Annotated in this window: 19 protein-coding genes; 5 read left to right on the forward strand and 14 right to left on the reverse strand. The window is 61.4% G+C overall.

Features of this window, described 5'->3' with window-relative positions; all coding sequences use genetic code 11:
- On the reverse strand, positions 1-4,781 hold a 4,781-nt coding region (locus BM235_RS05710; protein ID WP_090110408.1), incomplete at its 3' end, for a hypothetical protein.
- 220 nt (positions 4,782-5,001) lie between these two features.
- Between BM235_RS05710 and BM235_RS05715 the strand changes: the two genes are divergently transcribed.
- A complete protein-coding gene (locus tag BM235_RS05715; protein WP_090110411.1) occupies positions 5,002-6,351 on the forward strand; it encodes an Nramp family divalent metal transporter in 1,350 nt (449 codons plus the stop codon).
- 86 nt (positions 6,352-6,437) lie between these two features.
- Here the strand turns inward: BM235_RS05715 and BM235_RS05720 are convergent, their stop codons facing one another.
- Positions 6,438-7,565 (reverse strand): glycosyltransferase family 4 protein, encoded by a 1,128-nt coding sequence (locus BM235_RS05720; protein ID WP_255374078.1) that lies wholly within the window; start codon positions 7,563-7,565, stop codon positions 6,438-6,440.
- A gap of 241 nt (positions 7,566-7,806) precedes the next feature.
- On the opposite strand from BM235_RS05720, the gene asd reads away from it, so the two are divergent.
- Entirely contained in the window at positions 7,807-8,607 is an 801-nt protein-coding gene (gene asd / locus BM235_RS05725) for an archaetidylserine decarboxylase (protein WP_090110415.1), read from the forward strand.
- 267 nt (positions 8,608-8,874) lie between these two features.
- Here the strand turns inward: asd and BM235_RS05730 are convergent, their stop codons facing one another.
- From BM235_RS05730 to BM235_RS05740, 3 genes are all read right to left on the reverse strand, one after another.
- Positions 8,875-9,813, reverse strand: a complete 939-nt coding sequence (locus BM235_RS05730) for a transposase (protein ID WP_090110417.1) — start codon at positions 9,811-9,813, stop codon at positions 8,875-8,877.
- A 444-nt stretch (positions 9,814-10,257) separates the two neighbouring features.
- Positions 10,258-11,043, reverse strand: a complete 786-nt coding sequence (locus BM235_RS05735) for a helix-turn-helix domain-containing protein (protein WP_090110419.1) — start codon at positions 11,041-11,043, stop codon at positions 10,258-10,260.
- On the reverse strand, positions 11,036-12,781 hold the full coding sequence (locus tag BM235_RS05740) for an aminotransferase-like domain-containing protein (protein ID WP_090110421.1): 1,746 nt from the start codon (positions 12,779-12,781) through the stop codon (positions 11,036-11,038). Before BM235_RS05740 ends, BM235_RS05735 begins: the two co-directional genes overlap by 8 nt.
- Positions 12,782-12,895: 114 nt before the next feature.
- Here BM235_RS05740 and BM235_RS05745 point away from each other — a divergent pair, with 114 nt between their 5' ends.
- Together BM235_RS05745 and BM235_RS05750 are read left to right on the forward strand one after the other, a co-directional pair.
- A complete protein-coding gene (locus BM235_RS05745) occupies positions 12,896-13,510 on the forward strand; it encodes a pyridoxamine 5'-phosphate oxidase family protein (RefSeq protein ID WP_090110423.1) in 615 nt (204 codons plus the stop codon).
- 150 nt (positions 13,511-13,660) lie between these two features.
- Positions 13,661-14,974: an aminotransferase class I/II-fold pyridoxal phosphate-dependent enzyme gene (locus BM235_RS05750; RefSeq protein ID WP_090110426.1), complete on the forward strand. Its 1,314-nt coding sequence runs from the start codon at positions 13,661-13,663 to the stop codon at positions 14,972-14,974.
- 85 nt (positions 14,975-15,059) lie between these two features.
- Here the strand turns inward: BM235_RS05750 and BM235_RS05755 are convergent, their stop codons facing one another.
- The 6 genes from BM235_RS05755 to BM235_RS05780 all read right to left on the reverse strand — a co-directional run bounded on the left by BM235_RS05755 (position 15,060) and on the right by BM235_RS05780 (position 22,321).
- Positions 15,060-16,610 (reverse strand): diguanylate cyclase domain-containing protein, encoded by a 1,551-nt coding sequence (locus BM235_RS05755; protein ID WP_090110428.1) that lies wholly within the window; start codon positions 16,608-16,610, stop codon positions 15,060-15,062.
- Between the two features lie 193 nt (positions 16,611-16,803).
- Positions 16,804-18,072, reverse strand: a complete 1,269-nt coding sequence (locus BM235_RS05760) for an ABC transporter permease (RefSeq protein ID WP_090110430.1) — start codon at positions 18,070-18,072, stop codon at positions 16,804-16,806.
- The gene (locus BM235_RS05765; protein WP_090110432.1) at positions 18,065-18,850 is read right to left on the reverse strand and encodes an ABC transporter ATP-binding protein; all 786 of its coding nucleotides are present in this window, start codon (positions 18,848-18,850) and stop codon (positions 18,065-18,067) included. Before BM235_RS05765 ends, BM235_RS05760 begins: the two co-directional genes overlap by 8 nt.
- Positions 18,851-19,063: 213 nt before the next feature.
- The gene (locus BM235_RS05770; protein ID WP_158543897.1) at positions 19,064-20,842 is read right to left on the reverse strand and encodes a DEAD/DEAH box helicase; all 1,779 of its coding nucleotides are present in this window, start codon (positions 20,840-20,842) and stop codon (positions 19,064-19,066) included.
- A gap of 38 nt (positions 20,843-20,880) precedes the next feature.
- On the reverse strand, positions 20,881-21,657 hold the full coding sequence (locus BM235_RS05775) for an SDR family NAD(P)-dependent oxidoreductase (protein WP_090111060.1): 777 nt from the start codon (positions 21,655-21,657) through the stop codon (positions 20,881-20,883).
- A gap of 205 nt (positions 21,658-21,862) precedes the next feature.
- Positions 21,863-22,321 (reverse strand): chemotaxis protein CheX, encoded by a 459-nt coding sequence (locus BM235_RS05780; RefSeq protein WP_090110437.1) that lies wholly within the window; start codon positions 22,319-22,321, stop codon positions 21,863-21,865.
- 247 nt (positions 22,322-22,568) lie between these two features.
- Here BM235_RS05780 and BM235_RS05785 point away from each other — a divergent pair, with 247 nt between their 5' ends.
- Positions 22,569-23,510, forward strand: coding sequence for a zinc dependent phospholipase C family protein (locus BM235_RS05785; RefSeq protein WP_090110439.1), 942 nt, complete (start codon positions 22,569-22,571; stop codon positions 23,508-23,510).
- A 22-nt stretch (positions 23,511-23,532) separates the two neighbouring features.
- Here BM235_RS05785 and BM235_RS05790 read toward each other — a convergent pair whose 3' ends face one another.
- The 3 genes from BM235_RS05790 to BM235_RS05800 form a co-directional block, all read right to left on the reverse strand.
- Positions 23,533-24,798 (reverse strand): MFS transporter, encoded by a 1,266-nt coding sequence (locus BM235_RS05790; protein WP_369803476.1) that lies wholly within the window; start codon positions 24,796-24,798, stop codon positions 23,533-23,535.
- Between the two features lie 74 nt (positions 24,799-24,872).
- Positions 24,873-25,070 carry a hypothetical protein gene (locus tag BM235_RS05795; protein WP_090110441.1) on the reverse strand — a complete coding sequence of 66 codons (198 nt, stop codon included), beginning with the start codon at positions 25,068-25,070 and terminating at the stop codon, positions 24,873-24,875.
- A 33-nt stretch (positions 25,071-25,103) separates the two neighbouring features.
- Positions 25,104-25,712 (reverse strand): PadR family transcriptional regulator, encoded by a 609-nt coding sequence (locus tag BM235_RS05800; RefSeq protein ID WP_158543896.1) that lies wholly within the window; start codon positions 25,710-25,712, stop codon positions 25,104-25,106.
- Positions 25,713-25,716: the final 4 nt, after the last annotated feature.

Consider the following 25,716-nt stretch of genomic DNA (forward strand, 5'->3'; position numbering starts at 1 on the left):
CCTTCAGCCAGTTTGCTCGTCGTTACGACGCCGTCTGCCAACTTCGACGCGATTACGCTGCCGTCCGCCAGCTTCGCCTCGTTCACGCTGCCATCGACGAGCTTGCTTGTCGTTACAGCGCCGTTGCCCAACTTCGCCTCATTCACGCTACCGTCGGCCAGCTTAATTGTCGATAATACGTCATCGGCCAGCTTTGATGCGCTAACGCTGCCATCGGCCAATTTAGCCTCATTTACGCTACCGTCTGCAAGAGCCGTCGAGTCCACGCTGCCTTCGGCCAGTTTGCTCGCCGTTACGACGCCGTCAGCCAGTGCCGCCGTGTCCACGCTGCCTTCGGCCAGCTTGCTCGTTGTTACGACGCCATCGGCCAGTTTTGACTCGCTTACGCTGCCGTCCGCCAACTTCGCCTCGTTCACGCTGCCGTCAGCCAGTGCCGCCGTGTTCACGCTGCCTTCGGCAAGCTTACTCGTCGTTACGACACCGTCGGCCAGCTTTGACTCGCTTACGCTGCCGTCCGCCAACTTCGCCTCGTTCACGCTGCCGTCAGCCAGTGCCGCCGTGTTCACGCTGCCTTCGGCAAGCTTACTCGTCGTTACGACACCGTCGGCCAGCTTTGACTCGCTTACGCTGCCGTCCGCCAACTTCGCCTCGTTCACGCTGCCGTCAGCCAGTGCCGCCGTGTTCACGCTGCCTTCGGCAAGCTTACTCGTCGTTACGACACCGTCGGCCAGCTTTGACTCGCTTACGCTGTCGTCAGCCAGTGCCGCCGTGTCCACGCTGCCTTCGGCAAGCTTACTCGTCGTTATGACACCGTCGGCCAGTTTTGACTCGCTTACGCTGCCTTCGGCCAGCTTGCTCGTCGTTACGACGCCGTCGGCCAGTTTTGACTCGCTTACGCTGCCGTCCGCCAACTTCGCCTCGTTCACGCTGTCGTCAGCCAGTGCCGCCGTGTCCACGCTGCCTTCGGCCAGCTTGCTCGTCGTTATGACGCCATCGGCCAGTTTTGACTCGCTTACACTGCCTTCAGCCAGCTTGCTCGTCGTCACGGCGCCGTCAGCTAACTTCGCCTCATTCACGACGCCATCAGCCAGCTTCGTCTCATTCACGACGCCGTCAGCCAACTTCGCCTCATTGACGCTGCCGTCGGCCAACGCCGCCGAGTTCACGCTGCCAGACGCCAGCTTGCTCGCCGTTACGGCGCCGTCAGCCAACTTCCATTTATTCACGCTGCCGTCAGCCAGAGCCGCTGAGTCCACGCTGCCCTCGGCCAATGCAGCGGAGTCCACGCTGCCAGTCGCCAGCTTGCTCGTCGTTACGACACCGTCTGCCAGCTTTGACTCGCTTACGCTGCCATCCGCCAACTTCGCTTCGTTCACGCTGCCGTCGGCCAGCTTCGACGCGTTTACGCTGCCTGCTGCCAGCTTGCTTGCGATTACGCTGCCGTCGACTAGAGACGCGGATTCCACGCTCCATGCGGCTAATTTTCCTGCGGTGACGCTGCCGGCCGCCAGCTTCGCGGCATCCACGCTGCCAACGGCAAGTTTGCCGGAGGTAACGCCGCCCTCGGCCAATGCAGCGGAACCCACGCTGCCCTCGGCGAGCTTGCTTGCGTCGACGGAACCTGCCGCCAGCGCCGCCGCATCCACGCTGCCAGGTGCGTACTTGCTTGCCGTCACGCTGCCTTCGGCCAACGCGGAAGTACCCACGCTGCCAGTCGCCAGCTTGCTTGCCACGACGCTACCGTCTGCCAAAGCCGACGTATCTACGCTATCTGCGCCCAGTTTGCCGAACGTCACGCTTCCCTTCGCGAGCGCGGATGTACCGACGCTCCCAGGCGCCAGTTTGCCCGATGTCACGCTATCCTCGGCCAGTGCCGACGACTCGACGCTTCCCTCAGCGAGCTTGCCGGCCGTGACGCTTCCCTCGGCCAATGCCGATGTTCCAACGCTGCCATCCGCGAGCTTGCTCGACGTGACGGATCCGTTTTGCAGCTTTTCGCTCCCTACAGCGTTCGCCTGCAAGCGATCCGCGCCGATCGGCGCGCCAGCTTCCGCGATCGCAGCGAGCAAGATCGGATCGAGCTGGCCCGGACCCACGGCGTAAGATGCCAGATGACCGCGGCCAACGGCGCCATCCGCGATGCTCGACGATGTGACGCTCGCGTCCGCAAGCTTGTCGCTCGTTACCGCGCCGTCCGCAAGCTTATCCTCGTTCACGATGCCGTCCGCGAGTTTCTCCGACGTAACCGAGCCTGCCGTCAGTTTCTCGGCCGTCACGGCGTTCGAGCGAAGATGATAAGCCGTAACCGCGGCTTCCTCTATTCTTTCCGCGTCGATCCGGCTCTCCGCCAGTGCGGCGATCTTAAGCATGTCGGACGATAAATGACGGAGGGATACGGCGCCTCTTCCGAGATGAACGCCCCTCACGGCTTCCGGCTGCAGCTGCGCTTCGCCTACGCTCATCGCATCCAGCTGCGCCCAGCCTACCGCGCGCTCGGCGATCGCTTCGCGCGTCACGCTTCCTTCGCTCAGCTTATCGGGCGTAACGGCACCTGTAGCGAGCGCGGCCGCGTTCACGCTGCCCGCTGTCAGATGACGGGCTTCTACTGCACCGTTCGCCAGCTTGCCGGCGGTTACGCTCGAATCAGCCAGCTTTTCCGCCGTGACCGATCCCGCGATAAGCAAATCCGTGCCTACGCTGTCGGTCGTCAGGTGGTGTCCCGATACCGCGCCCTCGGCGATCGCGTCTCCGGTGACCGCGCCGTAGCGCAGTTGCTCGGCGCCGACCGAGTCCTGCGCCAGCTTCGTATATCCGACGCTGCCTTCAGCCAGTTGCTCGAGACCGACCGCGCCGGACTGAATCGCTTCTCTGCGTACGCTGCCGGCCGCCAGGTGAACATCGCCAACCGCCTTTTCCGCAAGCTCGCTTCCGCCTATCGCGCCTCTGGCGACGGCCGACCGGCCGACGGCGCCGGGCGCGATCTTTGCCGCGGTCACGCTGCCGTCCGCGAGTTTGGCGCCGGAGACCGACAGATCCGCGAGCTTTTCGACCGTGACCGACTCCGGCGCCAGCTTCAACGACGTGACGACATGATCGTTAAGATGATGGGCGGATACCGAACGGATCGCGAGCTGCTGCCCGCCGACCGCGCCTTCGGCCAGCTGATCCGCAGTTACCGCATTCGCCCGGATCGCAGAAGTGTCCACTGCGCCAGACGCAAGCTGCTCGCCTCCGACGCTCCCCTTGGCCAGGTGCCCAGCTTCGATCGCGCCAGGCGCGATATGCGGGCCGTACACGGCACCGCCTGCGATTTTAGGAGCGACGATTGCGCCATCCGCAATATGCGCGGTGCCTACGGCTCCATCCGCCAGCTGATCCGCAAGCACGGAGCCTGCCGCCAGATGTGCCGGACCGACGGCGCGCGCGGCGATCTTGGCGCCGTTCACGGCCCCGTCCGCCAATTGTTCGGCGCCTACAGCGCCACCGGCCAGTCGATCGCCGCCGATCGCGCCTGCGGCGATATGCTTGCCCTGCAGCGTGCCGTTGGCGACGTGATCGGCTAGAATAAGGCCCGGCGTCAAATGCTCTGGGCCGATCGCGCCTGCAGCGATTTTAGTCGCGCCTACGACGCCGTCGCGGATTTTGGAGCCTGTCACGGCGCCATCCGCCAGCTTGGCGGTATCCACGCTTTCGTGCGCCAGGTTTTCGGTCAATACGGAGCCGCGCTTGATCTTGTCGGACGTGATCGACTGTTCCTGCAAAAGCTCGGACGTGATGATCGACAAAGACAGATGCTTCGCCTCGATGGACCGCTCGGCCAGCTTGTCGCCGCTGATGATCCGGTCCGCCAGCTTCTCCGACGTGATGCTGCCGTCCTTCAGCTTGTCGCCCGTGACCGACTTGTCGCGAAGCTTTTGCCCCGATACGGCGTTTTTGGCCAAGTGCTCGCCTGTGATCGTCTCCTGCGCAATCTTCTGCCCGCTGACCGAACGATCGGCCAGCTTGATCTGAGAAACGGCGTAATCGGCCAACTGCGCCGTCGTCACCGCCTCGCTGTCGATGTGGGACGTGCGAACAGCGCGGGGGGCGAGCTTGCTCTCCGCGACGGAGGCGTCCGCCAAGTCGTCCGTATAGACGAGCGGCTTAGGCTTGCCCGGCAGCCGCTGCTCGAGCAGCCTGTCGTAGCGGGCCTCCCGGTCGAAGGTGACGGACGGCACGTCGTTCGAACGAATAGTTTCACTGGACGCGGAGACATTTCCCGACGATGCCGCGACTGGCTCGACGTTTTCCTTCTTCATGCCGTCGGTTAGGACCGGCGCCGCTTCGGAAATCGATACGAATTCTTCGGCAACGACGGTGGTGTCGACCGCCTTGCCAGTCACTTCGAAACTGCCCATGTCATCAGCCGTCACGAATTCGTTAATCGGGCCGGTCGAGAATAGGTCCGAATGAGCGCCGCCTTCGATTCTCGGTCGGTTTTTGACGTTTCGCCTTGCCAGGCTGTCGTCGACGCTTCTCTTCAAGGGTGTTTGGGAGGGTCCCTTCGTAATCAGGGGCAGTTCAGCCGAAGTTCCCGGATCCTTGCGCAAAGCCGGCTGCTCTTCCGCAACGGCGGGAGCCTGCAGGTCCTCCGCAGCCGCCGTACTGTGCAGTCCCACCTTTTCCTGTTCCTCCGAGCGCAGCTCTTCGACCCAACTTAATTCCTGCTGGTTGGGGTTATCTACAAAGTAAAGCGGTTTTCGTACCGGCCGCTTCTTTTTTCCGGATTTGGACGTCTTCATGTGAGGCTCCTTCCCGAATATGATCTGCCTCATACTATGCAGGTATCCGGGCGGGTGTCACGACGGCTTCAAGCCCGTGCAAAAATGCAGTTTACTTTTTCAAAGTTCGGGCGTATATTAAAACCTAACAGAGGTTTTGCCTCAGCGCAACTTTATGTCCCATATGCCAAAATTATTGCCTTATGCAGATTATATTTATCTCAACAAGAGGTGATCCGTCATGAAAGAAGAAGCCGCGCTCAACACGCCGCCCGCCGGCGGTTGGCGCCGCAAGGATGGCATGCCGTCCCTGCCCGAAGCTCACAGAAGTTTGAAAGTCCCGCACAAGGCCTCGATCATCCGCAAGTTCCTGGCCTTTGCCGGACCCGGTTATCTCGTCGCCGTCGGCTACATGGATCCCGGCAATTGGGCGACGGACTTGGCCGGCGGCTCCCAGTTCGGCTACGCGCTGCTCTCGGTCATCCTGCTGTCCAACCTGATGGCGATGGTGCTTCAAGCATTGTCCGGCAAGCTCGGCATCGTCACGGGAAAAGATCTGGCCCAGGCGTGCCGCGATCATTACAGCAAGCCTGTAGCCGTCGGACTGTGGGCGCTCTGCGAGCTTGCGATTGCCGCGTGCGATCTGGCCGAAGTGATCGGGGCCGCGATCGCGCTGAATCTGCTATTCGGCATTCCGTTGCTATACGGCGTTATATTAACCGCGTTCGACGTCCTTATTATTTTGTTCCTACAGAATAAAGGCTTTCGCTATATCGAGGCGTTCGTCATCGCGCTGATCGTGCTCATCGGGGTATGCTTCGGCATCGAACTCTTCCTATCGCAGCCATCCATTGCGGGCATCGCTAAAGGATTCGTGCCGAGCACGGAGATTATCTCCAACCCGACCATGCTCTACATCGGTATCGGCATTCTCGGCGCGACGGTCATGCCGCACAATTTGTACCTGCACTCATCGATCGTCCAGACTCGCGATTACGAACGCACGCCTTCGGGCAAGCGTCAAGCGATTAAGTACGCAACATGGGACTCCTCGATCGCATTGTTCTTCGCGCTTTTCATTAATGCTGCGATTCTGATCATCGCGGCGGCTGCTTTCCACACGAGCGGTCACGCCGAAGTGGCGGACATCGACGAAGCTTACCATCTGCTCGCGCCGTTGCTCGGCACGGCCGCAGCCTCAGTCTTGTTCGGGGTGGCACTGCTCGCATCGGGGCAAAACTCCACGTTGACCGGCACCCTTGCAGGTCAGATTGTCATGGAAGGCTTTCTGAACATTCGGATGAAGCCTTGGCTCAGACGCCTCATCACGAGGCTTATTGCGATCATTCCGGCGGTCATCGTAACAGCGTTGTATGGAGAAAAAGGAACGATGGACCTGCTCATCCTAAGCCAGGTCATCCTATCCTTGCAGCTGTCCTTCGCCGTTGTTCCGCTCGTCAAGTTCACTTCCGACCGCGTCAAGATGGGCGAATTCGCCAACAAAGCATGGCTGAAATGGCTGTCTTGGACCATCGCTGCCGTCATTATGGTGCTCAACGCATACTTGTTGTACCGCACGTTTTTCGGTTAATTTTCAAATTGAAGAAGCCCGCGCGGCCAGACCGCGCGGGCTTCTTCATGCATGCTGTCTCTTCCCTATAGCGTTCCGCCTGCGGCCTACAAGTCCCGATAGAGCTCGGCGAGCCATCGATCCGCCGTATGCCGCCAGGTAAACCGCTCCATCACCCGTTCGCGCCCCAATGCCCCCATTCTCGTACGGAGCGCTTCATCCTCCAGCAGCACCGATATCCGTTCGGGAAGCTCCGAATCCAAGTATCGTGGATTCACCAGAAAGCCGGTGACGCCGTCCTCGACGATCTCCGCGATTCCGCCGACGCGACAGGCGACGACCGGCACACCCGAAGCCATGGCCTCCACGTTGACGAGTCCGAAAGCCTCCCGGCGGACGGAAGGAACGACGGCCACGTCAGCCATGCTGAACCAATCAGGCATACGCTCATGCGATACATAAGGTTCGAAGTGCACGTATCGACGCCATGGCCTGGCCATGCGCAGCAGCTTGCGCGAATAGGCGGACGTACGGCTGGAACCGTAAAACGGCGAGCCTACGATAACCAGCAGCACGTTCGGGTGGCGGCGAACGAGCGCCGGCAGCGCTGCGAGCAGATGGTGCACCCCTTTAAGCGGAATAAGCCGGCCCGCGAATAACACGATCTGACGGCGCTGCCATCCATGTGCGTTCCGTAACGTCTCGCGCAAAGCCGGTCCGCCGAACCAAGCGGGATCGACGCCAGGATAGACGACGCCGAGTTTAGCACCCAAACGAGGCGATCTTCTCTCTACGTCTGCCTTCAAGAAGCAGCTGTTCACGAGTATCCGGTCGGCCGCCCCGAGGCAAACGCGAAGCTCCTTGGGCGAGATCGCTTTACCCGAGATGAAGGTATTCGAATGCAAGTGCAGCCATACGAGCGCTCCCGGAAATTTCCGTTTCAGCAACGGCACCAGCCGCGGCCGGTTCTCCACCTCGATGAGCTGCGGCCGGTACGCGCGCAGTCCCGCGATCACGCCCGTAAGGTACGCGCGCCTCCCCGGCGCGCGTACACGCTCGCAGCTGGCACCGTGCAGCATTCCTCTCCGCGGCAGCCCCTTTGCGGTTCTCCCGTAAATACGCACTTCCAGACTATCCGCGAGCAAGGGCACGAAATTTTCCACCACGCGCTCCACGGAGCCCCCTCGCGGCGCGGGGACCGGATACGCGCCCGGCGTTACGAATGCGGCTCTCACGGGATCACACCCCTCGTCCTGTACTTCAGACAGCATACACCCGGAGGCAGTCGCCGGACACGGCGGGTACCCGCGGCGAACCGAATGGCTCGCAAATGGGTGTTCGAAGCCCCTCCTTCGTAGGACGCGATTCGGGCAGGTTGAAGTTTGGGCAGCGTTATGTCACACTAAGGGACGACTGCGCGCAATTTGCGCTCGCTGTCGGGAAATTCTATTTATGAGGCAAAGGAGTGGCCGCACGATGAACCGTTGGCTGCTGCGCGCCATGACGGAGTTGTCTTCGCGCAAATTCATATCCCGCTTGACGGGGAGCTTCGCCAAATCGCCGCTGAGCCGGCGCTTGATCCCCAGATTCGCGGCATTATACCGGATCCCGGTCGAAGAAGCGGAAAAGCCGCTTGCCGAATACGCAACGCTGAACGAATTTTTTACCCGCCGGCTCGCGCCGGGCAGCCGTGCCATCGACGCAGCGCCCGATGCGCTTGTAAGTCCGGTGGATGCGCGAATCGCCGCCTGCGGACCGATCGAAAACGGGCTGCTCCTGCAGGTCAAAGGACAGGATTATTCGCTGGAGGAGCTGCTTAACCGCTCGCCCCGTACCAGTCAATACCGGAGCGGCTATTACTGGGTGTTATACCTCAGTCCGACCGATTACCACCGGATCCACGCTCCCTGCGCAGGCGAGGTCGTCGAGACCGAGCATATTCCCGGCCGGGTCTACCCCGTGAACGAAAGGGGGTTGACCTTGATGCGGCGAGTGCTCTCCCGCAACGAACGGCTCATCACCTATATGCGTCACGGCAGCGGCGAGATCGCGGTCGTTAAAGTCGGCGCGCTCAACGTCAGCAGCATTAAGTATGTAGAACCGCTCCCCCGTTCGCTCGAACGCGGCCAGGAGCTCGCCTACTTCGAATTCGGCTCCACCGTCGTGCTGTTGGCGGAGGACGACACCTTCCTGCCGCTGCCGGGGTTCCAGGCTGGCGATCAGGTCCGCGTGGGACAACTGCTCGGCACTTTGATCCCGGACCTAACGAAAGTATAGCTTCCTGAAGGGACCAACGCTAACTGCGCTAAAGGCGGTAAAATGACTTTCGCCGTCAGCGCAAAGGCTTTGGTCCCTTTTTCGTTGCTGGAACGCGTCAGTACCAAACTCCTTTTCTCCCATTAACACGATATCCCCTTCGCTCAGGTTGGCGAGGTTAGGCGAGATTAAGCGATCCAGGCGTTCAATCAACGAAATTTCAAAAACAAAACGCCAAATACGTAAAAATGCACACGAAAACTTCGTTGCCGTTTCGCCCCTGTGCGTTCAAGAAACGCAGACCGAACGGGTTGGCTGCGATAATTGGGTTTGACCGGTCCAACGGATGGAACGGACGCCGTATCTCTTGCGAACGAGCTCGGGTTGTGTAATCGTGCTTGTACGGCCGCAAAGCGCTAGCAACGTACGGAACCCGTCTGCACGTACATTTACGCGAAAGCAGTATTCATCCAGGTAAGCCTGCAAATGCTTGGGTCCGATGCCCCCGAATGTCCGTGCCAGCCAACCGATCGCGCCGCGCCATACGGAACCCAATGCCGTCACGCCTTCGCGTCCCGACGCCTTGACGATGTCGATGCGACGACTCCCGGAACGGTCCTCGGCCGCATGCCGCCACAAAAATCCGCCGAACGAATCGATGGCGAACGTACGGCGACTGAATGTCGCGGCGGACAACCTTTTGATTTTGACCTCCGCGAGCTCCCCGCTCTCGGGATCGATCGACGCACCCGCGACGGCGGGCTCGTCCCGATACTTCAATGGATCCGAGGGCCTGTTCGTCGCAGGCCGTGCGTAGAAGTCCCCTAACAACTGCAAATCGCCTGACAGCGGCCGCCTCTCGTCGTGCACTTGAATCGCATAGCGAAGCTTGTGATTGATAAGCCAGGCCGTCTTGTACGTCACTTGAATCAATTCCGCCAACAGCTTGGCCGATATGCCGGTCTGCATCAGGCACAACGCCTGGAACCACTTCACGAGCGGCGTACGCGTGCCTTCCAGGATCGTACCGGCCGTAAGCGAGGTCTGACGGGCGCATGAGCGGCATTCGAACACGCGGCGTCCGCGGGAAACAATACGATAAAAGTCGAGTCCCCCGCATCGCGGACAACGAAAGCCGTCAGGCCATTTCGCACGAAAAAGGGCGCTCTCGCAATCTTCTTCGCCAAAAGCGGGTACCTGCTCGAACAAACGGTTCGAATCGCTCATGACATTTCCTCCAATAAAAGAGAACTTATGTTCCTATTTTACCTATTGATTCCATTTCATGCAATATCAAATATTTCTCCTGCGTGAAAGGGATAGCCACTAGAATTGCGTAGAGTGCAATTTGATCGTTGGTCAGGGCGCCACTGCCAGTAATCTTGCAGCGCTAGTTCCAATGCCAGTGCCAGTACCAATGCCAGTACCAATGCCAGTACCGTGCCAGTACCGTGCCAGTTCCGTGCCAGTACCGTGCCAGTTCCGTGCCAGTACCGTGCCAGTACCGTGCCAGTACCGTGCCAGTTCCGTGCCAGTGCCACTGCCAGTGGCCACTGCCAGTGCTAGTGCCAATGCCAGTTCCCTGTGCGAAGGGGATACCGTTGTAATGGCAGAAAACGAACGTTTGTCCCGGCAGCGGACGTTTGCAGCATGCGTAAATAAAAAGGAGCCCTATCGGATTTCCGACGGGCTCTTGCCTGTGTATTGTTTGAATTGGCGGCTGAAAAAGAAGATATCGCGGTACCCGAGCGCGTCGGCGACTTCGGTCACGTTCATTCCCGCGTGCAGGAGCAGATGCTGCGCCCGCTCGATCCGGGTGCGAATCATGTAGGTCTGAACCGAGGAGCCGATCAGTTCTTTGAATTTGACCGAGAAATACCTGGGCGACAGGCCCGCACGCGCTGCCAGATCGTCGACCCGGTGGGACTCGCCCGGATGCTGGCGGATATAGTTGGCGACCTCGTGGATGCTCTCGGTCAGTTGATTGCTCGCCTTGCGCTCGACGGGCTCCTCGAGGTCATTGCGCAGCAGGTGGATGATGAGCTGCTTAAGCACGAGCCTCGCTTCTTCCTCCGCAGCGAACGTCTGGACGAGGAAGAGCCGAACATACCTCGCCAGCATATGCTCGAACTCGAACGTATCCTGCAATATCCGGTACGGCTTCGGTACGAGCTTCACCGGCACGTTGACGTCGAAGTGAATGTAAGTGAGAACGAGCGGCTTTTGCGGATTGTGCGTAGCGCTCGTATGATCTCCTGGCCTGAAAAGGAAGCAGCTTCCTTTTTCCACAGGATACGCCTGGCCGTTCAGGACGACCTCGCCTTCTCCGCTCCATACGTAAAATAAATCGTAATTCGCGAGCGGCTTTTCTCGCTTCTGCCACTTCCAGCCGGGTTCGCATACGATCTTAGCCAGGTAAAGCTTGAGCTCGTAGGCTTCCGGCGACGCGTCAAGCATCTCCCGCTCCTCCATTCCTTGCTGCGTACTTATGCACCGCAGACTCATATTGCCGGGGCTCTTCTGTAAGTCCCAGCCGTGCGGCCGTCTCGCGAACACGTCTCATTCCCGTAGCAATGCCATCCTCATCCAGGTGCGCAAAACCGAACAGGGCGGTCCGCTCATCCGGTCGCTGCGCTGCAGCATAAATCATACCGTCGCCCCAGCACGCACCCGCTTGCCTGCATGCAAGCGCAAATCGATCGTACCTTTCGGGCGAATCCGTCCAAGTCGCGAACAACAGCAATCCTGCGTCCGCGGGATGTACTTCGAACAGCGGCTCGAGCTTCGACAGCTCCTCGCGGAGCAACCCTTGCAGCCGATTAAAGATACGGCGGGTGCGGCGCAAATGGCGATCGTATTCACCCTGATTCATCCAGTCCGCCAGCGCGCGCTGCTCGGTCAGGCCTGCCGGATAAGGGTCATAAAGCTGCTTGGCCAGCAAAAACGGTTCGCGAAGCGCGGGAGGCAGCACCGCGTAACCGATTCGCACCTCCTGCCGCATCGCTCGCGAAAACGAGCCGACGTAGACGACCCGCTCCTGCCGATCGAGCGACTTGAGGGGCTCGATCGGACGCCCCGACCATCGGAACTCGCTGTCATAGTCGTCCTCCACGATCCAAGCCCCCCGCTTGGCTGCCCAGTCCAGCAGAGCCATCCGGCGTTCGTACGTGAGCACCGCGCCGGTAGGGAACTGCCGAGTCGGCGTCACGAACAGCAGCTCTGCCGGCCAATCGTCCGGCACGATGCCTTGACGGTCCACAGGCGCCGCAATCAGCGCGGCTCCGCTGGCGCGAATGGCGCGCTGCGTGCCGCTATAGCAAGGGTCCTCCGCGACGGCCGATTTGCCCGGCTCGAGCAGAAGCTGCGCCAGCAGGGCGATCGCTTGCATCGAGCCGCCCGTCACGACGATGTCCTCCGCTTCGCATAGGATGCCGCGTTCGCGCCGCAGCCTTCCCGCGATCGCTCGGCGCAGCTCCGCGCTGCCCGCCGCGGCGCCGCCATCCTCCGCCGGAGCGGGACCGCGGCGCCGCCATTCTGCCGATACAGCGGCCTTCCAAGACATCCAAGGGAACCAGCGCTCTCCCATGCCGCGCGGTTTGAAGGAGATCGCTTCGAAAGGCTTGCTGTCGGAAACTGAATCGGCCGATAGGGAGGAAACTTTACCGGCCCCCTGCTGTAAGCTCGCAAGTTGCGCAGCGGCATTTGAAGTCGCTTCTTGATGCGTTCCTTGAAGCGGCGTTCGTTGCGCTTGCGTTCCTTCTGGCGAAGACACGTCTGACCGAACCTCCCTAACGAGCCGCAAGCCCCACCCCGACAGTCCCAATGCCGATGAGCCCGATAATCCCGCCACCGGCTCATCATCTGCGCCATGCGTCTTTGCATGCGTCGGCGGTTCAGTCGCCGCGCCGTTGCCCCGGTTCCGGGCAGCCTCCGCGGGGCGCGCGTCTGCGCCGGCCACATAGGTCCCACGCCCGACGGATGCGCGCACGTAGCCCTCCGCGGCAAGCATCTCGTAAGCGATGCTGACGCTGCCGCGGGACAGTCCGTACGATTCGGCCAACGTCCGCGTCGAGGGCAGCTTGACGCCGGGCGGGAGCTTGCCGGCGACGATGCTGTCGCGAATTGCCTGATACAACGCGAGATGTTTGACGCCGCAAGCGGACAATCGCACGTCGTAGGGTACTTGAATACTCATCGCCGCTCCACTTCCTCGTTTCAATGGACCAATGATTTTAATGTAAATTGGATCTTTTGACTTGTCAATGTTGGACTTAGAATAAAACTCACATCTTAAATGGAGGCGGCTGTCATGCGCAGAAAAGAATTTGAAGTGGAAGACCGCGAAACTTGCGAAGCGTTTCTGAACGAGCGGGACGACGGGGTGTTAACCTTTATCGGCAGCGACGGCTGGCCGAAGGCAGTGCCGCTGAACTACGTGTACGCGGCGGGAAACGTCTATTTCCACGGGAGCAAAAAGGGAGAGAAAATGAACGGCATTGCGGAGGACAACCGGGCGGAATTCGTCGTCTACGAGGCGCATGCGTTCATTCCTTCCTATTATAGCGATCCGCTGATGGCCTGTCCGGCTACGCTTTACTTCCGCTCCGTCTGCATCCGCGGCCGGGTCGAACAGGTCGAAGACGCCGAGGAGAAAGCGACTGCGCTCTCCGCGTTGATGGCCAAGCTCCAGCCGGAAGGCGGCCACCTGCCGATCGATGCGGGGCACCCGAAATACGCGGCCCAGCTTAAAGGCGTGGCCGTGCTCCGTCTTGACATCGAGGCGATGACGGGCAAGTTCAAGTTCGGACAAAACCTATCCGACAAAAAACGGAGCGAAGTCATCGTGGGCCTGGAAGAGAGAGGCCGTCCGGGGGATCCGCACACCGTCTCGTTCATGAAAGAATGGGCGCCGAAGCGAAATTAAACTCATTACTCAAAATTCGCTCAAGGATTGTTCACCTTCCAGACCGACGCGCGGGTGACGCGTATGGTACGATCGTGTATAATAGCAACTGATGCCCTGCCTGAGAAATTTTCTCACAAGGGAACTCGATCATGTGGAAGGATGACGGCAATGAACCCCCTCGCGCAACAGCTCAACGACACCATCGCCAAGGAACAGCCTCGAATCGCGGAGATGCTCTCCGGACTCGGCAAGGCCATTTATTTTCCCAAGATAGGCATCCTGAGCCAATCTGCCGAAGCGAAGCAAAAAGCGAAAACGTATAACGCGACGATCGGTATCGCGACGGAGAACGGGCAGCCGATGCACCTGAAAATGATCCAAGACAAATTGTCCGCCTATAATCCGAAGGACATTTACGAATATGCGCCACCGGCCGGCAAGCCTGAGCTCCGTACCGCATGGCGCGAAAAGATGCTGAAGGAGAACCCTTCCCTCCAAGGCAAGACGTTCAGCATGCCCGTCGTCACGAACGCGCTGACGCACGGCCTGAGCATCGTCGCAGACCTGTTCGCCGACGCCGGAGACGCCGTCATCATCCCGGACAAAAACTGGGAGAACTACGAGCTGACCTTCGGCATTCGCCGGGGCGCCGAGATCGTAGAATACCCGCTTTACGCCGAGGACGGCCTGTTCAACGCGCAAGGCCTGCGCGAGGCGCTGCTCTCCCGCAAAGCGCAGGGCAAAGCGATCGTGCTGCTCAACTTCCCGAACAACCCGACCGGCTATACGCCGAGCCGCGAGGAAGGCGCCGCGATCGTCGCCGCCATTAAAGACGCCGCCGAAGCAGGCATCAACGTCGTCGCGGTGACCGACGACGCGTACTTCGCGCTTTTCTTCGAAAACTCGCTGCACGAGTCGCTCTTCGGCGCGCTATGCGGCTTGCACGAACGCGTACTGCCGGTCAAGATCGATGGCGCTACGAAGGAAGAATACGTCTGGGGCTTCCGCGTCGGATTCATTACCTACGGCGGAACTTCGGAAACCGCGCTCGCTGCCCTGGAACAGAAGACGCTAGGCATCATCCGCGCGACGATCTCGAGCGGGCCGCATCCTTCGCAGACGTTCGTGCTGGACGCGCTCAAATCGCCCGAATTCGAAGCTCAAAAAGCCGAGAAGTACGCCATCATGAAAGGCCGCGCGAATAAGGTCAAGAGCCTGCTCGACAGCGGCAAATATGAAGGCGTTTGGAGTTATTACCCGTTCAACTCCGGCTACTTCATGTGCTTGCGGCTCGACGGGATCAGCGCTGAAGTCGTCCGCCAGCGCTTGCTCGACCGATACGAAGTCGGTACGATCGCGCTCGGCCAGCATGATCTGCGTGTCGCCTTTTCCTGTATTGAAGAGCCTTACCTGGAGGATCTGTTCGACCGCATCTACGCAGCCGTGATCGAAGTTAGGGCCGAAGCCTCCGAGCAAGCATAGTTTCTATCGCAGCATGCAGCATCAAAAACCGAAGGCCTTGCTCCCGATCATCGTCCGATGACGGCGGCAAGGCCTTTATTGTAACTTATGCCCCGGCTCCGGCATACGCCTGCACGTACATGCTGTAACGATTGCGCCCCTGCTCCTTGGACTTGTACATCGCGACGTCCGCCGCGTGGAGCAGCGCGGTCGTATCGCTGCCGTGAGCCGGCCATTGAGCGATGCCGATGCTGACCGTCACGGGGGACTCCGGAGCGATCGCGCCGCGATGGCCCGTCAACCCGGCCAGCAAGTTTTCCGCCGTCGCCGCGGGTTCCCAGGTGCCGCCGACATCGGGGAGCACGACTGCGAATTCGTCGCCCCCTAATCTGAACAGCATCCCGCTCAAAGGGGTGCACTCCCTTAACTTAAACGCGATCTCGCGCAGGAGCGCGTCCCCGGCTTGATGGCCATGACGGTCGTTCACTGCTTTGAAGCGATCCAAATCGAGCAGCAGCAGCGCGCCTTCCGTGCCGTTCTGAAGTAGCGATGAGATCGTCTCCTGGAAATAGAGCCGGTTGCCTACCCCCGTCAACGCATCGTGATACGCTAAATACCAAATTTCCTCTTCCGCTTTTTTGCGGCCTGTCTCGTCTTGGAGCACGACGCAGTACATCCGCTCCCCCTCGGCCGTCACCTCGCTAAGATGAACGGTCATCCGCCGGGACACGCCGGCAATATCGATCATCCCGACCTCCAGCATCGCCGAGCCGACCCCGCCGAGCGGCAGCCGCTCGCCCCGGTCAAGAAACATCGATACCGGCTTGCCGATCAGCTCCGCAGGCGGCAGGCCGAGCAGCAGCTTGACGACCGGGTTCGCCTCGCGGATCGATCCGTCCGCGTCCAGCAGAAGTACGCCGAACGGGGATAGCTCGAACAGCACTCTGTACTTTTCCATGACCGAGGGCATCAGACCATAGTACAAAATCGCCCTGCGTATGAAGAAAGCGAACAGCAACATGGCGTATAGTCCGATCAGATTCGCGTACGCCGCCGAAAATCCGCTCAGTCCCGCCACCATCGCCGTCAATGTCACGACGGCACCGGCGAAGATGCCCAGGCCAGCCTGAATATGCTGCGAGCCGGTTGAATCGGCGGCGTTCCGGGCGGTTTTCCAACCGATCAGCCAAACCGCGGAAGCGTACAGCCAGACCGTAGCCGCCAAAATAATCGATCCTGCCCGCACGCCTTCCCCCGGATTCAGCGCCACCGTGTACTTCGCGTAAGCCCCGTATACATTCGGCTGGGATACGACCAGTACGATGAGAACGAAAGGCACGACCAACGCGATGTCCAAATAGCTCGCAGGAGGTTTCCCCGTCTGACCGCCAAGCTGGCGAACGAAAAGCATCATCAGGAAACCTAGCACGCATGTCGGAACGATCAAGAGCCCGTTGACGAGCTTCGCCGCATCCGCCTCGGGAAAAAACGAAGCCAGAAACGACGCGCCGAACTGCAGCGCCATCAATGCGAACAGAATCGAAGCCAAGCGGTTCAACCGGTGCAGCGGGTTGCGCAGGAAGACTTCGGCCGACAGCCAGCCGAGCATCGCGCCGGGGATGATGTGCAGGGCGAGGTTCGTTAAAAATCCGCCCATGGATCAGTCCTCCCAGTTATTGCTACTATTTTCAATCTGCAATCGTTTCGAACCGTATCCGGATTTGTTCGCGCATACATGTATAAACGGGCTTCGATGCGCCCTTTGAAGGAGATTAGATCCGGTAATTTGGTTACAAAGTACTATTCGATAGCAGGGTCTGTTTTCCTGCTTCCCATTTGTAAGTTCTACGTTAAAGCTCCTCTTCTTCGTCTCTTGCGGCCAATCGCCTAGGCAGCAGCCAGCCGGTCCAGCCCAGCGCGAGGGCGAGCGCGATCAACCACCAGGTCGGCGCGGACGCGGCATGCGGCACCCAAGCGACCAGCCAGAGAAGCGCAGCAGCCGCGAGTCCCGCCGCTCGTACGACAGCGGACGCAGCCATGTTGCGACCGTCCGGAGAGAGCGGAACGACGGAAGCATGCTCGGCAAAACGGATTCGCCCAAGCTCGGTGAGCTGCAAGCCGCCGACGACCATTCCGACGACGTATACCATCACGTCGACGGCGGTTGAATGCGCGAACAGCGCGATGACCGCCATCAACGCGCACCAACGCCAGAAGGCGCCGAAAGCTTCGCCGCGCAGAAACGTTTTCGCATAAAGAAAATGCCAGGCGAATCGCCGGTCACGCGGTACCCGGTCCGCGATCCATGCTATCCAGGCGCGCGAGGCCGCCGGAGGCGCCTCGGTCGGAATGTCCACGAACCAGCCGAGGAAAGACAGCCAGCGACGACGCACGGCGCCTTCCTCCGCGATCAGGCGATCCCAGGGCAGCCGGTGGCGAGGCGTGAGCAGCGCCGCCGCCGACACGGCGGCCGCCGCAAGCAGCGCAAAGCCGGCCGCGAGCAGCAGCGGCTTGGTCAACAGCGCGGCCGCGGCGAGCAGGACGGCCGTCCAGCGGGCGAAGCGCAGCGCCAGCCGGGCGGTTGCCGACACGGCTCGGCGTTCTTGCCAGGCCGCATAGGTATTCCAGGCGGCAAACAGCGCGAGCGCTGCCGCCAGCGCAGCCCACGCGGCCGGTTGAGACGGAGCTGCGTCTGCCGTGACCGGAGCCAGGGCATAAAGCGGCGCAAAGACGACGAAGACGACCAGCGTGCGGATCGCACCGAACAAGGCCGATTTGCGCAGCGCCGGGAACAGATTCGCCGACAGGACGCCGGACTCCGCTGGCAGCAGGAATACTGTATCGGCCGGCTGGAGATAGCTCCGAAGCGGCGTATATATGGATGCGAAAAAAATCAAAGCGACGCCGACGACGTCCGCGGGCCACTCCGTCGGCATATCGGCCAGCAGGCCTGCGTAGCCCGCGAGCAGCGTAATGCCGATCGCGGCCAGCAGCATCGCAAAACCGCTCTGGGCCACGTATCGAAGATAAGGGAACATCTCGCGCCGGAAAGCCGACGCCCGCTCGCGTCGCCAATCCCCGAGCCCCCGGGGCTTTTCCTCATGAACCGGATCAGCCACGGACGGCGCCTCCTTCCGGCGGCGCGGCCTTCTCGTCGGCGGCGAGAATCAACCGCTCGAACGCATCGTCAAGCGTATAGTCGCTGCCTGCGGCGCCTGCCGCTTGCTTGACCTCGCTCGGGGTGCCGCTGGCCAGTATGCGTCCCTGGTGCAGGACGACGATCCGGTCCGCATTGCGCTCGAGCGCAGGCAAAATATGCGAGCTGAGCAATATCGCCGAGCCGGCCGCCCTCGCTTCGTTAAGCGCCTGGACGAGCGCCCGCGTCGCCAGCGGGTCGAGCCCGAGGAACGGCTCGTCGATAATGAGCAGCGGCGGCGAGACGAGCAGCGCGTTCATCAGCATAACCTTCTGGCGCATCCCTTTGGACAACGTGCCGGGCAACGCTCCCATCGCATGCTTCATGCGGAACGTCTCGGCGAGCGCCTCGGTTCTACGTGCCGCCACCTGCGCGTCTAACCCGTAAGCCGTCTCCGTCCAGCGCAAATGCTCGGCCACCGTCAAGTTGGGAAACAACGACGGCTGCTCGGGGACGTACGCGCAGGATGACCTGTACCGATCGCGGTCGTCCTCCAGCCGCAGGCCTGCGACCCGCACCTCGCCCGACTGCGGCAACATCAGGCCCAATACGTGCTTGATGGCGGTGCTCTTTCCTGCGCCGTTCAAGCCAATGAGGCCCATCATCTCTCCGGGCTGTATATCGAAGCTGACTTCGTGAAGGACGGGCTTGCGCGCGCTGTAGCCGCCTGTCAGCTTGTCTAGCGTTAACGCGGTTGCCATGATTCGCAACCTCCTCGAGTGGACGGATATCTCTTCATTATAACGAAGCCGCAGCCCGCTTGCATCTCTCCTCGAATGCGGAAAATGGACGCTGACTGTTAACGCGCTTGTCTGGAGCTACGCTGCGTTTCGATCACTGCAGGCCTATTGGCGCGCTAAAATAGGACGATGCGGCGTGAGCAGCCGCATCGTCCCGTTCGCCCGGAGGCGCGCTTATTCGGTTGGCGGGGCATTGTTCGCCCGTTTTTCCTTCAGCCAGCGCGGCGCCCCTTTATTTTTGTTGTCGCGCTCCCGATCCTGCTTGACCTTGCCCTTCGCGGCCGGACGCGCGGGCGGCGCCGTTTTGCCGCCGCCTTTCCCCGCCTTCTGCACGCTCGCAGAACCCGCTTCCCGCCGCGCGTTACCGGCATTCGCGCCTGTAGCTTGCGTACGCGCCTGCTCCCCGCTCCGCTCGCCGGCAGATCCGCGGGCGACTGCTCCCGGCTTGCCGCCTATCGCGCCGGCTTGATGCTTGGCTCCAGCATGTGGCCCAATCCCGGCCTTCTTCGAACCGGCCTCCGCGGCCCGGCCCCCCAGCGTACGTCTAGGCGCCGCCGTGCCGTCCGCTTCCGCCCTGCCGCGAGCCTGCACAGCGCCGACAGCTTTCGCCGGGGCGCCAGGGGCGCCTTTCCCTCGCGGCCCGGACCTTTCGTCCCTCGCTTCACGCTTCCCTTCGCCCTTCACGCCTTCGAGCTTCCCGTGCGCGAGGCGTCGCTCGCGAATCTCGATACGCAGCTGCTTGCCCAGCTTGTCCATGATGAACTGCTCCTTGGGCGTCACGATCGTGATGGACGTCCCGCTCCGTCCCATCCGGCCGGTGCGACCCGCGCGGTGCACGTAGTGATCCGCGTCGAGCGCCGGCTCGAACTGCAGCACGAGCGCGAGCTCTTGCACGTCCAGACCGCGAGCGGCCACGTCGGACGCGACCAGCAGCTTTGTTTTCCCCTCGCGGAACTTGCGAAGCACTTCTCCCCGCTCCCGTCCCGGCGTGTCGCCGTACAGCGCGTCAACCGCGAAGCCTTCGAACCGAAGCTTCGCGAGCAGCTCGCCGATCCGCTCGATGTCGTTCACGAACAGCAGCGTCGAAGCCGGCTTCATCGTGCGCACGAGGCGGCGTACCAGATCGATCTTGTCCCGCGGGTCGCTGACCAGGTACAGATGCTCGATCGTCTGCGGCAGTCCCGGCTCCTGCTCCAGGCGGACCGTCGTCTCCCACGGATCGCGCAGCCACTTCGCCTCTGCGGCTCGCATCGTATCCGAGCGCGTGGCCGACACGAATACCGTCTGCTTGTCTCTGGCGGCGCCCTTCAGCACGAACTCGACATCGCTCTTGCCTCCCAGCGAAAAGACGCGATCAGTCTCGTCGACGACGACATGCTTGACCGCATGGAGCGACAGCTTGCGAAGCGAGGCGACCTCGCGAATCCGGCCCGGGGTGCCGACGACGATCGCCGGCTTGCCCTTCATGCGATCCAGCTGCCTCGACAGCGCGGCACCGCCGATCAAGGCGACCGTCTTGACGCCTAGGGGCTCGCCGTACTTCTCCGACACGCGCACGATTTGCATCGCCAGCTCCTGCGTCGGCGCAATGACCACGGCCTGCGTCTCGCGCTTCGCGGGATCGACCTGCTGCAGCAGCGGCAGCAGGTATGCCAGCGTCTTGCCCGAGCCCGTCGGAGACCGCAGCACGCCGTCCCTGCCGGCGAGCAGCTCGGGAATGACGCCCGCCTGCACCGAAGTCGGCTCTAGGATGCCTGCCGCGGCCAGCGCGCCGGTCAGTTCCGCCCCAAGCCCGAGCGCGCTAAACGTGCGCCTCTCCTCGAACTCGGCGCTTCCTCCAACAGTTGCTTCTACGCTTTCTTCGACGCGCTCCACGGCCGCATTGTCTTCCGGCCGCTCGCTGACCGATGCAGCCTCGCGATCTTCCTGTCGTTCTATTTGTTCTTCCGACATTTTCATTCTCCTTTGCGGCGGCGCCGATCGGCGCTGCGTCATTTCTTGTTGAGCAGACGGGCGGCGACGCCCGCCGTCAGCACCGGGAATAGCTGGATCAGCTTCGCGCCGGCGGCGGACACCCAAGGCAAATCGCGCTCCGCCTTGCCGGTCTCCAACAGCCGCACCAATGCCTTCGCGACCGTATCCGGCTGCATCAAAAAACGCCGGATGTTGCGCTTGTAAGTGCCTCCGGGATCCGCCCGGTCGAAAAACGGCGTATCGATCGGCCCCGGATTGAGCGCTGAAATACGGATGCCGCTGCCCCGGAGCTCTTGCCGGAGCGAGTTGGTAAAGCCCAGCACGGCGTGCTTCGAGGCGGCATACCCCGTCGCCTTGGCCGTCCCGATCTTGCCCGCGATCGAGGCCACATTGACGATGTGACCGGCCCCGGCCCGCTTCATGGCCGGGTACACAGCCTTGCAAAACCGCACGGTACCCATATAATTGACGTCCATCATCGCTTCAAACCGCGCCAAGTCCGTCTCTTCGAAGGGAAGGAAATCCCCGTATCCCGCGTTATTCACCAGCGCGTCGATGCGCCCGTAACGCTCGAGCGTCCGCGCGACGGTCTCGTCGACGGACACCGCGCTCCGCACGTCGCAGCCGAAAACCGCATGCTCGCCCCGGATCCCGGCCGACACGGCGGCCAGCTTGTCCGCCGAACGGGCTGCCAGCACCGGCACCGCGCCTCGCTCCGCGAGCATCCGCGCCGTCAGCGCGCCGATCCCGCTCGAGGCGCCGGTCAACAGCACGATCCGGCCGCGCAGGTCTATGGAAGACATGGCCATTCCCCTTCTCCGCCGCCGGCAGAATCGAACATCCGGACGCAGCGGGACGATTTATCGGCGCTTTATCCGAAATGCGCCTTTCAATTGCGTTTAAGCGTTAAAAAAAAGCCCCCTGCGGGGCTTCCTTATTGTAGCATATCGAGCGGTACGGCGATATGTCGCGCCGCCCCGGATGCAGGCTCCGCGCGAATCAAGCGATCAATACCTGTATCTCCATCTCGCCGATCCCGTCCATGATGAGCGGCACCGCCAGCGCGCGGCGGGTCTCCCCGTGGCTCTCGCGCATCGAATGAACGACTCGCGGCGGCGTAATATCGACATGGACGCCTTGGTTGAACAAAATGGTCGATGCGTTGCCGCTGATCATGTTCCCCAGTTCGGAGATGGCGCTCTTGCCCATCTCGTCGATCTCCGTGATGGCGAACCCGCCCATCATCGCGGATATGATCTTCAGCGCGACCGATTCGCTCAAGCCGAATACGATGTCGCCGCTCATATGGCCCGTGAGCCCGATCTGTATCCACACGTGATTGTCCACGAACTGGATGTCCTTCACCGCCAACTGGCCGGTGCTGGGCCGAATCTGAACCATTTGCTCGATGACCATACGGGCCGATTCCAGGAATGGGTTGATATATTCAGCCTTCATTCGCGAGCGATGCCTCCTTGCGAGCCGATTCTGTACCGCCGGAACTCGTTGTCTGCGCGTCGTTTCGACAAAATACCGCTTCTCTTGCCTCGTTGCCATCATTATACTTAAATAAGTAGGACAAGTATACTTATTTTCGTTAAATCGCGGTACTTTTGAACGATAATGGGCCAAAAGACCCTGTCGAAAAATACCTAAAAAACGGAATCATTAGTCGCAGTTCCGCAGAACTTACGGAGGATCCCGCATGCCAAACCTATGGGCGCACGTCCAATTCGGCCGAGAACTAGCAGAAGCGCTTCGGCTCCCTTATTTAACCGATCCCGCGCAGCGTACCGCTTTTCAGCTCGGCTGCCAGGGTCCGGATTTTTTGTTTTACGACCATTACCTGCCCTGGCAGCGTTCGCGCACGCCGGCCAACCGGTTAGGGAGCCTGCTGCACAACGTGTCGTGCGGACCGTTCCTCATCGACTTATTCGAAGCGACGCGCCACCGCGCCGGAGATTCGGAGGCCGAGGCGTACGCCGCAGGCTTTTTGCTGCATCACGTGCTGGACCGGCACGTGCATCCCTATGTCTTCAGCCTGTCCGGCTTCGGCAAATGGAAGCATCAACGATTCGAGACCGCCATGGATTCGGTCGTCATGTGGCGCCGGGCTGGCATTCAAACGGGAAAAACGCCCGTATCGAATGAGATCGACACGGGCGGGAAGCTCCCCGGAGGCATGGCCGACATTTTGTACGCTCTGTCCTGCAAGCACTATCCGGGTCTCGCCGGCGAGCTGACCGCCGGCATGCTCGATGCGTCCGTGCGGCAGTTCGTCGGCGCGCATCGCCTTTTCTTTGATCCTCGCGGGTGGAAGGGAAAATTGACGTTCGGGATGCTCGCCCCTTTTTCGCCGCCCCGCGCCATCCCGCCTTGGGACGTCCTGAACGCGAGACGCAGCGGCTGGATCGACCCGGTCGACCGGACGCGCTTGCGGCACGAGAGCGTGTACGATCTTTGGGACGAAGCCTTCGATGACGGCAAGCTCACGCTCGCCGCCGGGCTTCGCTGGATTGGCGCCGGGAGCGCCGGCGAAGCCGAAGAAGCGAAGGCCGGCTTCGAATCGCTCGTCGGCAACGTTTCCTACGAGACCGGCCTGCCCTGCGGCAGCGCCCGGATCACCTTCGCGGAGCCGGTCATCTAAGCCTTAAACATGCCTTGCTTCGCTATTCCGACGCTTCGCGCCAGCCCTTCTCCAGCTTGACCAGGGAGAGAAGCGCGATGCCGACGAGGAAAAAGAGCGCGATCGCGAGCAGCGCCGCGCGGCTCGAGCCGGTGAGCACGCCGACGATGCCGAACACGAGCGGACCGCCGAAAGAGAAGAACCGGCTCGTGAAGCTGAGGAAGCCGTTGAACTCCGCGGTGCGCCCCGGCGGGATGAGCCGGCTGTAGATCGCCCGCGACGTCGATTGCGCGCCGCCCTGCACGAGTCCGACGAGCAGCGCCAAGGCGAAGAAATGATACTCGTTCGTCATGAGATAGCCCAGCAGCACGATGACCACGTACACCGACAGCGCGCCGTACAGCATTTTTTTGCCGCCGATCCGGTCCGCCAGCCGTCCGAACAGCCAAGTCGCCGGGAATCCGACGAACTGCGTGAGCAGCAGCGCGCCGATCAACGCGTTTTGATCCAAACCGATGTCGGTGCCGTAACTGGTCGCCATGACGATGATCGTATTGATGCCGTCGAAGAAAAACCAGTAAGCGACCATAAACTTGAACAGCTCGGGGTAGCGCCGGATGCTGCGGAAAGTCTGACCGAGTCTCGCGAGTCCTTCCCGCACGCTGTCCGCCGCCGATCCGCCCGGCATGCCCTTCGCTTCGCGCACATGCTTAAAGAGCGGCAGCGAGAAAAGCGCCCACCAGACGCCGACCATCGCGAAGGAAACCTGCGAAGCGCCGGCCGAATCCTTGAAGCCGAAAGCTTTCCATCCGATGATGAGCGCCAGATTGATCGCGAGCAGCACGCCGCCGCCCAGATAGCCCATCGCGAAGCCCTTCGCGCTGACGCGCTCCCGCATGGCGGGCGAAGCGACGTCGTTGAGCAGCGCATCGTAAAAAGTGCCGCCCATCCCGAACCCGATCATGCCGACGACGACGAGCGCCGAAGCCGCGATCCAATCGCCTTCGCCGATAAACGCCATGCCGATGCAAGCCGCCGCGCCCAAGAGCGAGAAAAAACCCAGAAACCGCTTTTTGCCACCCGAACGGTCGGCGATCGCGCCGAGCAGCGGCGACAGCACGGCGATGACGATCGCCGCGGCCGTCTGCGTGAAGCCCCAGTAAGACGTCGCTCTGCCGTCTTCCAGTCCGCTTGCGGCGACGCCGGCGTAGTAGATCGGCATGACCGCCGCCATGATCGTCGTCGCAAACGATGAGTTCGCCCAGTCGTACATCATCCACGCGCGTATCGCTTTTTTATCGTCCAGCACCGCATCGCCCTCTTCTGTCGAATTTATGCCTCCTCATCAATTCGACGCGGGCGGGGCGCATCTCCTTCGTGCCTTTAAAATTCCTGCGCCGGCATCGTCGCCGCGGCGTCCGCTTCGCCAAGCTCGAATCGGCCGATGGCCGAACGAAGCTCGGTCGCGAGCAGGTTGAGGTCGTCGACGGAGGCCGCCGAATAATCGCTTAAAAACGGACTTGCCGCCGCAGCGACGATCGGCCCGAACCGAAAAAGCCTGCCAGCGCGCCCTCGGCGCAACGGCAGGCTTCTTTTCGTTTATTCATTTCCGATTCAATCTTGCGTCGGCGGAGCGGGCGGGCGAGCCTTGCGTCTCCATCCGCCCGATGGATCGCGCTCTTGATCGTACGCGCCGCTCCTGGCTTCGTCGATGATCGTCTCCAGCCAGTCGCGCTCCGCGCGTCCGAAGGCGAGCATGCCTTCGATCATCCGCAGCGCGCTCGCCGGAATCCCGCTTGCCTTGACAGCCAGCGCCTGCTCAAGCGAGGCGATTCGCTCCTCGCAAGCCGCAAGCTGCCGGCCGGCGATCTCAGCGACGCGAGCTTGGTCGGCAAGTCGCAAAAAAGGCATCGCCATCATCATCGGATGCTGCGGATACGAGGGCTGTTCGAGCTGGGCGTACATCAGCCTGTCGAACTCCTGCCGGCCCGCCTCGGTGATGCGGTAGATCGTCTTGTCCGGACGATGCTCGCCCGGCACGGGGACGGTATGGACCGCTTCGATCAAGCCGTGATCGCGAAGCTGGTCCACCGCATAGTACAGAGAGCCGTCGCGCAGCCTAAACGCATGGTTCCAGCTGCGATTGGTCATCGTCTGGCGAATCTCGTACGGGTGCCGGTCCTTCTCCATCAAGATGCCGAGGATGAGCAGCTTCATGGACATGGCG

It is taken from the genome of Cohnella sp. OV330 (assembly GCF_900112065.1).
In the GTDB taxonomy this organism is placed as follows: Bacteria; Bacillota; Bacilli; order Paenibacillales; family Paenibacillaceae; genus Cohnella.